Origin of the sequence: Candidatus Phytoplasma bonamiae (assembly GCF_030586845.1) — a bacterium.
Lineage (GTDB): Bacteria > Bacillota_I > Bacilli_A > Acholeplasmatales > Acholeplasmataceae > Phytoplasma > Phytoplasma bonamiae.
This window is the reverse complement of the sequence record NZ_JAOSIQ010000011.1, coordinates 1-15953: the sequence shown is the minus strand read 5'-3', so window position 1 is coordinate 15953 and position 15953 is coordinate 1. Positions and strand designations below refer to the sequence as shown.

15 protein-coding genes and 1 pseudogene are annotated in these 15953 nt (G+C 24.2%); 10 read left to right on the top strand and 6 right to left on the bottom strand.

Annotated elements, in window-relative coordinates; translation table 11 throughout:
* Positions 1-90: 90 nt before the first annotated feature.
* The 6 genes and pseudogenes from OC701_RS01505 to OC701_RS01480 form a co-directional block, all read right to left on the bottom strand.
* Positions 91-624 (bottom strand): pseudouridine synthase family protein, encoded by a 534-nt coding sequence (locus OC701_RS01505; protein WP_420887966.1) that lies wholly within the window; start codon positions 622-624, stop codon positions 91-93.
* Positions 584-712, bottom strand: a complete 129-nt coding sequence (locus OC701_RS01500) for a hypothetical protein (RefSeq protein WP_304514343.1) — start codon at positions 710-712, stop codon at positions 584-586. The genes OC701_RS01505 and OC701_RS01500 overlap by 41 nt, the downstream gene beginning before the upstream one ends.
* A gap of 483 nt (positions 713-1195) precedes the next feature.
* A pseudogene (locus OC701_RS01495) lies at positions 1196-1336 on the bottom strand (tRNA pseudouridine synthase); the annotation flags it as partial.
* Positions 1337-1462: 126 nt separating this feature from the next.
* Positions 1463-1663, bottom strand: coding sequence for a hypothetical protein (locus OC701_RS01490; protein WP_304514342.1), 201 nt, complete (start codon positions 1661-1663; stop codon positions 1463-1465).
* Entirely contained in the window at positions 1623-1751 is a 129-nt protein-coding gene (locus OC701_RS01485) for a hypothetical protein (protein ID WP_304514341.1), read from the bottom strand. The genes OC701_RS01490 and OC701_RS01485 overlap by 41 nt, the downstream gene beginning before the upstream one ends.
* 451 nt (positions 1752-2202) lie before the next feature.
* The gene (locus OC701_RS01480) at positions 2203-2460 is read right to left on the bottom strand and encodes a thioredoxin family protein (RefSeq protein ID WP_304514340.1); all 258 of its coding nucleotides are present in this window, start codon (positions 2458-2460) and stop codon (positions 2203-2205) included.
* A gap of 603 nt (positions 2461-3063) precedes the next feature.
* Here OC701_RS01480 and OC701_RS01475 point away from each other — a divergent pair.
* The 10 genes from OC701_RS01475 to OC701_RS01430 all read left to right on the top strand — a co-directional run bounded on the left by OC701_RS01475 (position 3064) and on the right by OC701_RS01430 (position 15234).
* Entirely contained in the window at positions 3064-4374 is a 1311-nt protein-coding gene (locus tag OC701_RS01475; RefSeq protein WP_304514339.1) for a trigger factor, read from the top strand.
* Between the two features lie 131 nt (positions 4375-4505).
* Positions 4506-6905: an endopeptidase La gene (gene lon, locus OC701_RS01470; RefSeq protein ID WP_304514338.1), complete on the top strand. Its 2400-nt coding sequence runs from the start codon at positions 4506-4508 to the stop codon at positions 6903-6905.
* Positions 6906-7945: 1040 nt separating this feature from the next.
* Positions 7946-8149: a hypothetical protein gene (locus OC701_RS01465; protein WP_304514337.1), complete on the top strand. Its 204-nt coding sequence runs from the start codon at positions 7946-7948 to the stop codon at positions 8147-8149.
* Between the two features lie 250 nt (positions 8150-8399).
* Entirely contained in the window at positions 8400-8573 is a 174-nt protein-coding gene (rpsU, locus tag OC701_RS01460) for a 30S ribosomal protein S21 (protein ID WP_004994728.1), read from the top strand.
* Between the two features lie 192 nt (positions 8574-8765).
* Positions 8766-9182, top strand: a complete 417-nt coding sequence (gene ybeY, locus OC701_RS01455; protein ID WP_304514336.1) for an rRNA maturation RNase YbeY — start codon at positions 8766-8768, stop codon at positions 9180-9182.
* A 47-nt stretch (positions 9183-9229) separates the two neighbouring features.
* A complete protein-coding gene (gene era / locus OC701_RS01450; RefSeq protein ID WP_304514335.1) occupies positions 9230-10135 on the top strand; it encodes a GTPase Era in 906 nt (301 codons plus the stop codon).
* A gap of 20 nt (positions 10136-10155) precedes the next feature.
* On the top strand, positions 10156-11514 hold the full coding sequence (locus OC701_RS01445; RefSeq protein ID WP_304514334.1) for a glycine--tRNA ligase: 1359 nt from the start codon (positions 10156-10158) through the stop codon (positions 11512-11514).
* Positions 11515-11577: 63 nt separating this feature from the next.
* Positions 11578-13494 carry a DNA primase gene (dnaG, locus tag OC701_RS01440; RefSeq protein ID WP_304514333.1) on the top strand — a complete coding sequence of 639 codons (1917 nt, stop codon included), beginning with the start codon at positions 11578-11580 and terminating at the stop codon, positions 13492-13494.
* On the top strand, positions 13472-14779 hold the full coding sequence (locus OC701_RS01435; protein ID WP_304514332.1) for a sigma-70 family RNA polymerase sigma factor: 1308 nt from the start codon (positions 13472-13474) through the stop codon (positions 14777-14779). Before dnaG ends, OC701_RS01435 begins: the two co-directional genes overlap by 23 nt.
* 2 nt (positions 14780-14781) lie before the next feature.
* Positions 14782-15234: a tRNA (adenine(22)-N(1))-methyltransferase TrmK gene (locus OC701_RS01430; protein ID WP_304514331.1), complete on the top strand. Its 453-nt coding sequence runs from the start codon at positions 14782-14784 to the stop codon at positions 15232-15234.
* The last annotated feature ends 719 nt before the right edge of the window (positions 15235-15953 follow it).

Sequence of the window (15953 nt, the reverse complement as noted above, 5' to 3'; positions counted from 1 at the left end):
CAACCCGCTTTTAAGAACTGCTGTAATTCTTGATGGTTTCCTTTCAAGAACCGTTCTTAGCCTGTCAGTGTTTATCGCACTGGTGATGGGTTAGTTCACTCGATATTTAGGCCTCTTTGGCGCCCTTAAACTTCTTATATAAGTTCCTTTAGATACATTTACTTGAAATTTCGCTTCTTGTTTTTTAATATCATATGAAATTAACTTTAAATTTGAAATTGTTACTTGTCGCGGAGGAATCTCTACATAATGTTTTTTTCTAGCCAAATCGTACATTTTTTGACCTTTAATCTTGATAGCAGAGAACATTGGAGGAGTTTGCCAATATTGTTTGTTATCAAAATAATCAAAATTTTTTTTTATCATAGATTCAGATAAAATTATTTTTTTGGTATTAATTAATTTTCCATTAACATCTAAAGTATCATAATTTTTATTAAAAATTGCGGTTCCTTGATATTGTTTATCTAAATCATTAAATAAAAATGCTAATTTTGTCGCTTTATTGATATATGGATAGATTATTTGCGTTTCAATCTCAAGATTTATCTTTCTTCTAATATCTATTACAAATAGCCCCCATCTAAACCGGACAAGCAAGTTTCCAAGCATCCGGCTTTCCATAATTTATCGATAAACCATAAATTACTAACTTCTTTCGCCCTATCAAGGTCGTTAACCTTTTTCTAGGGAGGACGATTAACTGGATCATTCCAGATCCAGTTTTACTCCTCCGACTACTAAGAAATCGCTTTCTCCTTGGGCTATAATGACTTTAATCTCATTATTCGTTAATTTAACAACTCGCCTTTAGGATTCTCCAAGTTACGCTAAATATCAACCTTGATTCCTTAGGGGAAGTGACCATTTATTCATGGTGAGATTCCAGGTTGGTTAAGTGATAAACTATCCAATTCGTAATAATGTTATTGATAGCCTCTGAACTGCTCGTTTATAGTAGTTTGCAAGACAGGTTTTATATTACATCTACTTATCTTCTTAGGCCATTTCAGGCTTACCCTTAGAACCATTCGGTGGCGGTGTCTTTTTGACTAACTACTTCATCGCAACCCGCTTTTAAGAACTGCTGTAATTCTTGATGGTTTCCTTTCAAGAACCGTTCTTAGCCTGTCAGTGTTTATCGCACTGGTGATGGGTTAGTTCACTCGATATTTAGGCCTCTTTGGCGCCCTATTACAATTAATAAACCTTCTGCTAAAGGATCTAAAGTACCTGTATGCCCTGCTTTTTCTAAATTTAATTTTTTTTTGATGAATTTAACGACATCATGAGATGAAATACCAGAAGTTTTATTTACTAAAAAAAATCCCTCCATTTTTTTACAAATCATATGTTTTCCTTATATTTAATTTATATTGTTATTATAATCTTGTAATTAAGTTATTTAAAATTTATAAAATTTTATATCTTATTTAATATTAAAAATTTGAGATTGTGTTATTCAATCTTCTATATCATCTGTTACAAAATTTAACAATTCTGATAAAGATAAATAACCTACATTTTTTTTAATTAATTTGCTATTTTTATAATAGAGATAGATTATTTGCGTTTCAATAACTGGATTTATCAACCAGTTATCTATTACAAACAGCCCCCCTCTAAACCGGACAAGCAAGTTTCCCAGCATCCGGCTTGCCATAATTTATTGATAAACCATAAATTACTAACTTCTTTCGCCCTATCAAGGTCGTTAACCTTGTTCTAGGGAGGACGATTAACTGGATCATTCCAGATCCAGTTTTACTCCTCCGACTACTAAGAAGTCGCTTTCTCCTTGGGCTATAATGACTTTAATCTCATTATTCGTTAATTTAACAACTCGCCTTTAGGATTCTCCAAGTTACGCTAAATATCAACCTTGATTCCTTAGGGGAAGTGACCATTTATTCATGGTGAGATTCCAGGTTGGTTAAGTGATAAACTATCCAATACCTATTGCAAATATTGACAGCTTCTAGACTGCTCGTTTATAGTAGTTTGCGAGACAGGTTTTGTTATTACATCTGCTTATCTTCTTAGGCCATTTCAGGCTTACCCGTAGAACCATTCGGTGGCGGTGTCTTTTTGACTAACTACTTCGTCGCAACCCGCTTTTAAGAACTGCTGTAATTTTTGATAGTTTCCTTTCAAGAACCGTTCTTATCCTGTCAGTGTTTATCGCACTGGTGATGGGTTAGTTCACTCGATATTTAGGCCTCTTTGGCGCCCCAATAGTAAACTAGGATAATACTTAATATTATATTTTTTAACCAATTCAAAGTTTTCACTACCATTAATTTTTATAATTTCAAGATTTGGTTTTTCTTTTTTGATTTTTTCTAAATAAGGTATTAATTGTTGACAAGGAGGGCAATTTGTTAAATAAAAATCAATTAACAATAATTTATTTTTATTTTTAGCTATTAGTGTATCTAAATTTTCTATAGAATGTTTCATTCTTTATATTAGAATCCTTTCTTAAATTAATAAATATAATAAAAATAAACTTTGATAAAAAATAATTTTGAGAAATAATAATTTTTATTTTTTTCTAGAATTTACTGTAAATTAATTTGTAATTCTTAAAATTAATTCACGCTTATATATTATAATAATTTAAAAGAAATTAAAATTTTATTACTTCTTATATAAATTTAAATTAAATTAATGTAATAATTTACCTTTGTTATTTATTAATAAAATTAACTCCAATTCTTCAATTTTTTCAAATTTTTTTAATATAAAAAGTAATTTAATCAAAAAAAATCGGAATTATTATTTTTTTTGATAAAATTTAGTATGTGTTGATCTTTTATTCTTAAAATAATATATGCTTAAATATTTTTTAAATTATTGAAAATTTGTATATTTTAATTATAATTAGTAAATAAAAAGAGAAATAAAATAGTTATTTATATTTTTTTATAAAATGATTTAATTTTATGCATATGAAAAATTTGATTTTAATTTTTACACTATATTTATAAACTTTATAGATATAATTAGAGAAAATTTTTGTATTATTAATTTTTAAAAAGCGATTTACTAGGTGATAAAATAATGGAAATTGAATATATAAATAATGATTTTGTGAAATATAATTTTGAGATTAATCCTCGAGAATTTGAGTTTTTTTTACAGAAATCTTTTAATAGCATTAAAAATGATATTAAAATTAAAGGGTTTCGCAAAGGTTTCGTGACTAGATTATTATGTGAAAAATATTTTGGCAAAAGATTTTTGTATCAAAAAGCTATTACATTTTTAGTTGAATCAAAAATAAATGAAATTTTGATAAAAGATGGGAATAAAATTATAGGGCAACCTGAACTTGTTAATTTTGATATAAATAAAATAGAACAAGATCATAATTTTAATTTAATAATTAAATTTACATTAAAGCCTAAGATTGATTTGTGTGATTATAAAAATATTGATATACTTAATGAAAAAAATCAAGATGTTTCAGTAACAGAGGAGGAAATAAATCAATCTATTCGGCAATGGTTAAATATAGCATTTAAAGAACAAGGTTTTACATTAAATAATAAATATTGTCAATATTTTTTTAATTTAGAAATACGACATAAAAATATGATTATTTTGAATGAAAATAATATTTGCTTTGACTTCTCTAATGAACAATGTCATTATATTATTAAATATTTATCTTCTCATATATTAGGTATGAAAGAGCAAGAATATCGTAATTTAAAAATTAAATTTCCTGATACATTTTTAAATTCGAAATTATCTGGCAATAATGTTAAAGTTAAAGTTTTTTTAAATAAAATTAATATTATTTCTGATATCGATTTAAATGTTGATATAATTAAAACATTAAATTTATCTGAAAATTTTCCTAAAATTGAAAATTTAATTGATTATTTTCGAAAACAATTGCAATTTAACAAAAAAGAAGTTTCGAAAAAACAAGAAATAAATTATATTTTGGAATATTTATTAAAAAATTCAAGTATTGATATACCTCAACATTTATTGCAGAATCATATTTCAATAACAGAAAATAAAATTGAAGAACAACTAAACAAAAAAAATCCTAATTTAACCGAATATTATAAACAAAATAATTTGTCAAAAACAGATTTTAAAAAACAAATAATTGAAGAAAATATTAAAAAATTAAAAATAGCATTTTTGTTAGAAGCAATTGCTCTTAAAGAAAATATTAGTATTTTAGATAATGAAATTAAAGATTTTTATCAAAATTTATTTCGTAGTTCAAATCTTCAAAATTTGGAAGATTTTAAAAAAAAATATGACATTAATTATGTCAAAACCACTTTATTACAAAATAAAGTTATAGATTTTTTATGGAATAATTCTTCTTTTAATAATAAAAACTTTTAAATATAATTATTAAATAATAACAAATATTTTTAATGTTTATAAAGTTTTTTGTAAGATGTAAGAATTAAATATTAACTAATTTTTTTGTAATTATAATAAGTTTAATTTTATTTTCAAGAGAGAGGCAAAAAATGAATAAAAAAATTAAATTAAATCAGATAGAAGATGAGAATAAATTGGAATATATCGAAGGTTTTGAGGTTCCTCGTGAATTGCCTGCGATTATCGTACGTGATGTAATACCTATTCCTAACAATGATTTTAGGATAGAAATAGGACGTGATTTTTCAATAAACGCTTTAAAACAAGCTGATAAAAACAAATGTCCTTATGTAGTTATTTTGCCTCAAAAAATATTTGCTTTAGAAGATCCTGGACTCAAAGATGTTGCAGAATATGGGGTATTAGCTAGAATTATTGCTTCAGTTAAAATTCTTAACAGTTCCATTTATAAAGTTAAATTCCGCTTATTGAAAAGAATTAAAACAATTTCAATTTTTAAACAAGATAATTTGTTTAATGTTAAATATGTTCCGGTTGTTACTGAATTAAGTGATGATATAAAAAAAGAGGAAGCTTTGATTAAATTAGTTATGGAACAAATAACTTCTAATACAAGTCAATTTTTATTTATATCTGAAAATAATTTGTTAGAGCAAATTCAAAATGGTATTGATACTGAGAAAATAGCTGATTTAATTATTTTTGCTTTAAAAATTGATGAAAAAGAAAAATATAAGTATTTACAAGAAACAAATTTAAATAATAGATTGTTTTATATTCTACAAGATATTCATAAAAAGATTGATATCATTGAATTAGAAAATAAAATAAATGAAGAAGTTAAACGTAGTATTGACGAAAATCAAAAAGAATTTTATCTTAGAGAAAAAATACGTGCTATTCAAAATGAATTAGGCGATAGAGCAAAAAAAGAAGAAGAAATAGAAACTTTGCGATCACAAATTAAAAATTCTAAAATGCCTATAAATGTTAAAGAAAAAGCATTACAAGAATTATCTCGTTATCAATCGATTTCTTCAGCGGTAGCTGATTCTTTTGTTATTCGGAATTATTTGGATTTTTTAATAGCCTTACCTTGGGGTAAAAAAAGCAAAGATATTAATGATTTAGAAAAAATTCGTATGGTTTTAGAAAAAAATCATTATGGTTTACAAGAGGCAAAAGAACGAATTTTAGAATATGCTGCTGTTAAAATTATGACTAAACATAACGCTCAAACAATATTATGTTTAGTTGGTCCTCCGGGTGTAGGTAAAACTACTTTAGCTATTTCTATAGCAGAAGCTTTAGGACGTAAATTTGTTAAACAATCTTTGGGCGGTTTACAAGAAGAAAGCGAATTTAAAGGCCATAGAAGAACTTATGTTGGAGCTATGCCAGGCCGTATTTTAGATGGTATTAAAAATGTAGGAGTTATAAATCCTGTATTTTTATTAGATGAAATAGATAAATTAGTTAATAATTTTCATCATAACCCAGAATCTTCTTTATTAGAAATTTTAGATCCGAATCAAAATAAAACTTTTATAGATCTTTATTTATCGGAACCTTTTGATTTATCGCAAGTACTATTTATAACTACTGCTAATGATATTAGTAATATTTCTGCTCCTTTAAGGGATAGATTAGAAATTATAGAATTAAACTCTTATACAGAAAAAGATAAATTAAATATTGCAAAGCAACATTTAATTCCGAAACTTTTGAAAGAACACGGTTTAAAAACGACAAAATTTTCTATTAGCGATTCTGCTTTGATTAAAATTATTAGGAATTACACTAAAGAAGCTGGAATCAGACATTTAAGCCAAAAAATAGCTACTTTAATTCGTAAAACAATAAAAAATATTTTAATTCAAAAAATAACTCACAATGATATTAACGAAGAGAATTTAGAAGAATTTTTAGGAAAAATTATTTATTATGATTTATTAACAGAAAAAAAACCTCAAATAGGCGTTGTTAATGGATTAGCTTATACCACGGTAGGAGGAGATGTATTATCTATCGAAACCACTTGTTATCCTGGTAAAGGTAAGTTAGTTTTAACTGGTCATTTGGGAAAAGTTATTGAAGAAAGCGCTATTACCGCTTTTAGCTTTTTAAAGGCTAATGCTCAAAAATTAGGTATAAATTACGATATTTTTAAACAAAAAGATTTTCATATTAATTTTGTTGAAAGTGCGGTACCTAAGGATGGACCTTCTGCTGGTGTAACCATAGCTACATCTTTATTTTCTGTTATGACTAGCCAAAAGGTTAAAGAAAATATAGCAATGACTGGAGAAATTAGATTAACTGGCGATGTAATTGCTATAGGAGGATTAAAAGAAAAAGTTTTAGCCGCTGATAGAATAGGCATAAATATTGTTTTTATTCCGAAAGCTAATTCTAAAGATATTGATGATATCCCTGAAGAAGTACGTAATAAATTGAAAATTATAACTATTAAAAATGTTCAGGATATATTCGCTGAAGCTTTTATTTCTTCTAATTTAGAAAGATGAATATAATTTTTGAGATTAAAAAATATGTATTAATTCAGAAATAGTTTAAAAATTATAATTTTAAAACAAGAAAATAAATGATAAACTATTTCAAAGATAATTAAGTTTAAATTAAAATAACAAAAAATACAAAATATTCATTATAATACGTAATTATTGTTTTTATTATCAAAAGATTATCAAAAAGAATTTAGGATAATTATAAAAATCTTGAACAACTAAAAAATGCATGTTAATTTTAAAATATTTTGGTAAGATATTAGTAATAAAGATAAAAAAAGATTTAACTTAAATAAAATTTATTATTATCTTTTCATAAAGGATGCCAAAAGACATAAATATTAAGTGATTTTATCAATCACTAGCGCTGATAAACACTAAAAAAGATTAAACAAGGAGGTCCTTGCCTAAAAAAAAGAAAAAAATTAGGAATTATATCAGTTTAACGCGTGATAAAATACTTAATGTAGTTATTTTTACTCCGGACAAATTCTAAAGATGAGTCCTGAAGGAACTTAGAAGGTAAAGTAGAGAGTTTATATTGAAGAAAACCTATCTTATAATTACTATAATACATGAACAATCCATAAACTATACCGATATAGATTAATACATTGGATAGCGTGTCAATCAAGAAACCTGGAATCTTACACTATCCTGAAATCATTCAATTCGCCTAAAAAATCGAGATTGATATTTAGAGTTAATTGGGAGAATCCTTAAGGAAAAGTATTAAAAATGAATAATGAGGATTAAGTCATTACGCTAAAGGAGAAAGTGATTTCTTAATAACTGGAGGTATAAAAGCTTAATTAAAAATAATTAAGCTTATCTACCTTCTTCCAGAAAGAAAAAATTACATTATATTTGCTATAAAATTCCGAAAAAAATTTTTTGGTTCTGTATAGAATTAATGATTAATTTTCATTATAAAAACATAAAAATTATTTATAAATTTTTTATTTACAATTAGTTAATCTTTTAAAATTTCAATTAATATAATATATTAATTTTAAACATTCGATAAAAAAGGTGATAATATGTTTTCATTACCAAACTATGCGGTTTATATTATAAGTGTTATTATTATTATTAGTGTTTTGTTTTCATCTGAAGCGGATGTTACTGATGCATTTGCAGAACAATATGGCACTTATAAAAGTAATAAAAGTGTTGATACATTTAATCGTTTTATTAGTTTTTTTATTTTAATTATTTTTGTACAATTTTTGATGCAACAATAGTTTTGATAATAACAAAAAATTATATATTAACAGAATTAAAATACTATAAATATTTAAAAAATTATCTATTTTAGTATATTTTTATATTTTTTTTGTTACAATTTATGTTATAATAAAAAAACGTATTGATTGAATAATTTTAATTTTATTAATATAAATTAAATTATCTACTTAAAAAATAAAATTAATAGATGAAGTGCGAATGAATTTAAAATATTAAAATATAACGAAAAGGGGAAGGATAGTGAATATGCCAAAAGTTATTACGCGAGAAAACGAACAAATTGAAGACGCATATAAACGTTTTAGAAGAGAAGTTTCTAAATCTGGTATTACTGCTATAGTTCGACAAAGAGCATTTTTTATCAAACCTAGTGTAGCTAGAAAAATGCGTGCTAAAAAATTTCAATCAAAAAAACGTTGATAAATGGATATTCATTTGTTTAAAAATTTTTTTTCATTAAATTTATATTTTAATAAATTATTTCAGTTTTTATTTTTATTTATTAAAATTTGCAACGATACAATTGCAAGATAATAAATAAAAGCAAATTCTGAATTTATTTTTTGTTATACAGATATTTATCAAATTTTAATTTTGGATAAGATTTAAATTATGGATGTTAAAATAGTAAATAATACTAATTTTGAAGTTGATTATTTAAGTATTGTTTTGATTAAAATATTTCAAGATTTGGATATAGGAAAAAAAATAAATATTATTTTTGTTAACGATGAATATATGAAGAAAGTTAATAATTTCTATTTAAAAAAAAATTATACTACGGATGTTTTGGCTTTTAATGATTATACCGAAGATATTTCGTTAGGAGATATTTTAATTTCGTTACCTAAAGCTTTTAAACAAGCTGTTCAAAATAATATTACTGATATACAAGAAGTTAGTTTTTTAGTTTTACATGGTTATTTGCATTTAAAAGGTTATGATGATAAAACAGAGGAATCATTGTTCGAAATGATCGATTTACAACAAAAAATTTTAAAAAAGCATAATTTGGATTTTAATTATTAAAATAAAAAAATTTTTTAAATATTTTATTAATAAAAGAGGAGATCGTTTTGTTTAAATCAGGATTTATTTCTATCATTGGTAATGTTAATGTAGGCAAATCTACTCTTATTAATCATTTAATTAATCAAAAAATATCAATTACTAGCTCTAAATCTCAAACTACACGCGAAGCTATTATCGGAATTGATACTTCATCTTCATATCAGTTTGTTTTCATTGATACTCCTGGTTTACATTTTAATCGCAAATATTTATTAAATAAAATAATGCATCAAGTTACTTTAAGAAGTTTAAATGAAGCTGATGTTATTTTATTTATAGTTGACCGAGAATATCGTCAAACTTCTCAAGAACAAAATGTTTTTGAGATTATTAAAAAATATAATAAAAAAATTATTTTGGTTATTAATAAAATGGATTTGTATAAAAACATAATCATTGATAAGATTATTTTAAGTTATATTCAAAAATTTCATTTTGACGCTGTTATTCCTATATCAGCTATTAATAAAAACAATAATAATATAAATATTTTGAAAAAGAATATTTTAGAATTTTTACCTGAAGGAAAAATTTATTACCCTTCCGATATTAAAACTAATATAAATCAAAATAAATTAATATCTGAAATTATTCGAGAAAAAATTCTTTACTATTTGCATCAAGAAATTCCTCATGCTGCAACTGTTTTTATTGAAAATATTTCTTTGATGAAATCTCCTGCTATTACTAACATTTCTGCTCTTATTCTTATCGAAAAAAATAACCAAAAAAAAATATTAATAGGTAATCAGGGTGATATGTTAAAAAGAATAGGAATTGAAGCTCGTAAAGATATTGAATATATTTTGAATACAAAAATTTATTTAGATTTATGGGTTAAAGTTGAAAAAAAATGGCGTAATAATATTAATTTTTTAAGGAAAACCGGAATATCATTAAATTTTAATTAAAAATAGCAAAGGATAAAGAAATGTTTTCTTTACAAGAGTTAATTAGTTTTGCGAAACAAAATGGTTTTATTTTCCCTGGAAGTGAAATTTATGGAGGTTTAGCTAATACTTTTGATTATGGCCCTTTAGGGTGTTTATTAAAGCAAAATATTAAAAAAGCTTGGCAAAAAAAATTTTTTCAAGAGAGAGAGGATACATTATTATTAGATAGTTGTATAATATTAAATCCTAAAATTTGGGAATCATCAGGTCATATTAAAAATTTTACTGATCCTTTAGCAGAAAATAAAGATACTAATAAACGTTATAGAGCTGATAAGTTAATTAAAGAACATAATCCGGATGTTAATGTGAATGAAATGTCTTTGGAAATGATGACAAAATATTTGATTAAATATCGTATTTTGGGTACTGCTAATTGGGCTAATGTTAAACAATTTAATCTATTGTTTCAAAGTCATCAAGGTTCGGTGCCATCGGAAAATAATATAATTTTTTTGAGACCAGAAACTTGTCAGGGAATTTTTGTTAATTTTAAAAATATTTTAAACACTTTTAGAAAACAAATACCTTTTGGTATAGGTCAAATTGGTAAATCATTTCGGAATGAAATTACTCCAGGAAATTTTATTTTTAGAACTTGCGAATTCGAGCAAATGGAATTAGAATTTTTTCATCATCCTCAAGAAACTAAAAAATGGTTTGAATTTTGGAAAAAATATACTTATGATTTTTTGCTTAATTTAGGTTTAAACAAAGAAAATTTAAAATTTAAAGATTATCATTATACAGAATTAAGTCATTATGCTAGTAATACTACTGATATTTTATTTAATTTTCCTTGGGGTTTTGATGAATTATGGGGAGTTTCTGCACGTAATGATTTTGATTTAAAACAACATCATAAATATTCAGGAATAGATTTAAGATATTCAGATCAGCAAACAGGTCAGAAATTTTATCCTTTTGTTATAGAACCTTCTGTGGGAGTCGAAAGATTGTTATTAGCTATTATATCGAATAGTTTACAAAAAGAAATTTTAGCAAACCAAACAGAAAGAATATTATTAAAAATACATCCATTTTTAGCTCCTTATAAAATAGCAGTTTTGCCTTTGATTAAAAATATTCATCGAGAAAAAGCTAAACAAATACAACGTTTTTTGTATAATGATTTTGAAGTTATTTATGATGAGACCAAAAGCATTGGCAAAAGATATAGGAGACAAGATTCTATTGGTACTCCTTATTGTTGCACAATAGACAATCAAACTTTAGAAAAAGATATTGTAGCTATAAGAGAACGAGATTCTTTAAAACAAGAATTTATATCTTTGGAAAGACTTAAAAATTATTTATTAAATAAAATATCTTTTTAAACATTGTCTTTTTAATAAATTATTAAATGAATTGATTTAAAGCGGATTATAAATAAAAATAATATGAATCAGATGACAAAAAAAATATCATTTATTGAGCAAATTAATCAAAAAATTTCTATTTACGAATTAGTTAGTCAACATGCAGGTCTTTCTTTGGAAAAAAAAGGAAAAAATTTTATGAGTTTATGTCCTTTTCACAAAGAAAAAACTCCTTCTTTTTCTGTTTCTCCAGAAAAAAATATTGCTGTTTGTATGGCTTGCCATGAAGGAGGGAGCCCAACAGCTTTTTGGGCTAAATTAAAAAAAATAACTTTAGAATCAGCTGCATATGAATTAAATTCTAAATTTAAGTTACAAATATTAAACAAACCGCAAGATTATGTCAAAAATAAATTTATAAGTATTTTGGAATATACTCAAGATTTTTTTAAAAGTGCTTTACAATATATTTTAAATAATATTGAAGGTCATTATGCTTCTGATTATTTGTTAAACAAACGTAAATTAAATTTAGAATTAATCGATAAATTTAATTTAGGTTACGCACATGTTCATTCTCAGGCCCTTCGAAATCATTTATTACATAAAGGGTTCAAAATAGAAGATTTATTATCTTTAGGTTTAGTTAATAAATCAAAAGATAATTCTGAACATTATTATAGTTTTTTTCGCGATCGTATTATGTTTCCTTTAACTAATGTAACCGGTCAAATTATAGGTTTTACTGGTCGTTCTCTAGAAGATGATCAAAATGTTGTTAAATATTTATTCAATAATAATACTATTTTATTTAAAAAAACTAATGTATTATATAATTTATTCGAAAGTCAAGAATTTATTAAACAAAAGCAAAATGTTATTTTATGTGAAGGTATTTTTGATGTTATAGCTTTTTATAAAGTGAATATTTATAATACTATTGCTATTTTAGGAACCAATTTAACTTTAAAACATATTACTTTGTTAAAACAAAATACTAATAAAGTTACAATTGTATTTGATGGTGATAAAGCAGGAGTAGAAGCTACATATAAAATAGCTGAATTATTAATTAAACAAAAGATAATTGTTTTTATTTGGCATCCGCCTAATAATCAAGATCCAGATGAATTTTTGTCTGATTCGAATAATCAAAAAGACTTTAATTATGAAATATTATTACAAAGATCTCAAGATTATGTGTTTTATATGATCGAAAAATATTTAGAACAAGGTTTGGACACAACTATTTTAAACCAAAATATCTTAAATTTAATTAAACATTATGATGAACAAACTAAACATAATTATTGTCAAACCATTTATAAACAATATTCTCTTTTTATAGCAAATGATATTTATAATAAACAAATTATGAATCAACAGGATTATACAATGATTATGTGTCAAAAATATTTGCAAGAGATTCATAAGCCAATTAAATCCATTGTAAGTCTTGTGGAAAAAGAAATTTTAATTGAAATTTTATTAAATTCAAAACATTTAAAGTTAATTAAACGTGATATCTATGATTATGTAGTTTCCAATGTAAATATTTTAAAATTAATAGATCAAATTGATATTTATTATCAAACAAATGCAACAGAAAATGAAATAAAAAATGGTATCAATTTAGAACGTTTTATGGAAATTAATAATTTTTTTATATCAGAATTATCAAAAGAATTTGATATTTATGGTTTGTTTTTGGAAATTAAAAATAATTATTTATTTAAAAAAAAAATACGTATTCAAAAAGCTGAAAATTTAAATAAATTTTATTGTTATTTAAAAATGCATTTGATTGATCAAATTAGACAAGAATTAAACATTCTTAAAAATAAATTGCAAAATTTGTCAGAACAAATTATAACAACTAATAACCAAGAAGATAATGATCTAAGAAAATCAATATTATTAAAAATAGCTCAGAAACAAAAAGAGTTATTAAAGTTAAAAAATATAGGAGTTAGTGATGAATTTAAAATTGACAATTAAAAAAATATACAAACAAAAAATTTTGCAATTTGAAAAAACAGGTGAAACAACTTTTGCTAATATTTTAAAAAGAGAATTAAAATGGTTTAATTATAATGTAAAAGATATACATACTATTGATCAAAAAATTATTAAATATTTTTTAACTACCAGTAATTTAATAAATAAAAACATATCTAAAAGTATTAGAGCAAAAAAATCTCAAAGTGAATTAGAAAATTCTGAATATGATGATCTATTAGAAATAGAAAATTTAGAAGATGAAAATATTAATATTGAAACTATTCGTTCTGAAGAAATACAAGAAGATCTTAATTTAAAAAAAATTGCTAATTCAATTAAAGTTGATGATCCAGTAAGAATGTATTTAAAAGAAATCGGACAAATACCCTTATTAACTTTAGAAAAGGAGAAAGAAAATTCTAAATTAGTTTACGAAGGAGTAAAAGCTAAAAAAAAATTAGAAGATGTTAAAAATAAATTAATATCTATAACTGAGGAAGAATTAGAACAACTTCAATCATCAATTAAAAAAGCTGTTATAGCAAAAAATAAATTAATCGAAGCTAATTATCGATTAGTAGTATCGGTAGCTAAATTATATATAGGTAGAAAAATTAAATTTTTAGATTTAATTCAAGAAGGAAATATGGGGTTAATGAGGGCTGTAGATAAATTCGATTATACAAAAGGTTTTAAATTTTCTACTTATGCAACTTGGTGGATTCGACAAGCTATTACTAGAGCTGTTGCCGATCAATCTCGTACTATTCGATGTCCAGTTCATGTTTCTGATATTTTAAATAAAATTTCACGTTTAAGAGGTAAACTAACTCAAGATTTAGCCAGAAAGGCAGAAAATCATGAAATAGCTAAAGCCATGAATTTAGAAACTAAAAAAATTAATGATTTGCAAATGATCGAAAAAGAAACTATTTCTTTGGAAACATCTATCCGTGATGAAGATGATTCTTCTTTGGGTGATTTTATTAGCGATCCTAATGCTATTTCTCCTCATGATTATATGTTGCAAGAAACTTTAAAAAAAACTTTAGAAGAGTCATTGGAAGAAGCCTTAACTCCTAGAGAACAATTGGTTTTAAAAATGAGATATGGAATTTTAGAAGGTGATAATAGGGTGCATACTTTAGAAGAAGTCGGAGCTAAATTAGGTGTTACACGAGAACGTATTCGTCAAATAGAAGCTAAAGCCTTAAGACGTTTAAGATCTCCTTCGAGACAAAATAAATTAAAAATTTTATATAAAAATATCAATAGAAAATAAATATGAATAGAATTTTATTTATAGCTTCGTTAATTAAAAATTATAATACGGTTGTTGATATCGGTACAGATAATGGATTAGTTTTAAAAAAAGCATTAGATTTAGAATATATTTCTAAAGGAATAGCTGTAGATATTAGTCTTAAAGCTTTATCTCAAGCTCGTAAAAATTTAGAAAATTATCCTGTTCAATTTTTTGTTAGTGATGGTTTTAAAAATATTTCTGCAGATTTCGATTTAGCTGTTATTTGTGGTTTAGGAGCTTTTAAAATTATAAATATTTTAAAAAACGCTTTAATTACTAAACCATGTTTATTAGGTTGCCAAAGTAAAATACATTTATTATTTAATTGGTTAAAAAATAATGATTTTATTATTTTACAACATTATATTTTTTCTGATAAATTTGATTATATTTTTTTTAAAATTAAACCAAAAAATAGTAATGATAGTTAGTTATTTTTTTTGATAAAAAAATAATTAACTATCTAATTTTCAAAATATTAAAATATAAAATTGATTATTAATAAATTTACCTTTATAAATTAATTATAAATTGTATATTTCAAGTATAATATAAGTTGTTTTTAAAAATGTTTGAGTAGCTCAGCAGGATAGAGCAACGGCCTTCTAAGCCGTCGGTCGGGGGTGGACGAAAAAGATGCCTAATATCTAGTGATTTCGCCAATCATCCACTGTATGATAATCGGTGGCAGTATATAGTCGGTTGTTGTAACGAAAGAAATGATAATTATAGTAGACTATAAAAACAGAAAACGGACAAGATAGTTTTGTCTATGAATTTCTGTGAACTGAATTATGACTTATGGATAACCTCTGAAATGAGGCTAAGGGAATAAAAAAGGAGTAATCCGAAACTGATAGAAAACTATCTTTTAGCTATCAATTCGAGTAACTATGAAAATTAATCCCTATTTCATAGTATTATCAATAAAAAAACTCGGAACCTACCAAAATAAAAAGTATTAATTTATTTAAAAATATATTTAAATTTAATTTTTGGTCATCTCACCTAAAAGTCAACAATGGTAAATATTTAGAGCAACTTTTATCATCCTAAACAAGAAATTAATAATATTCTTGCAAGGATAAAGCAGAATCATAGTAGTCGTGAGAAATTTAAGAATCAATTTGGAATATTTGATTAAACTGAC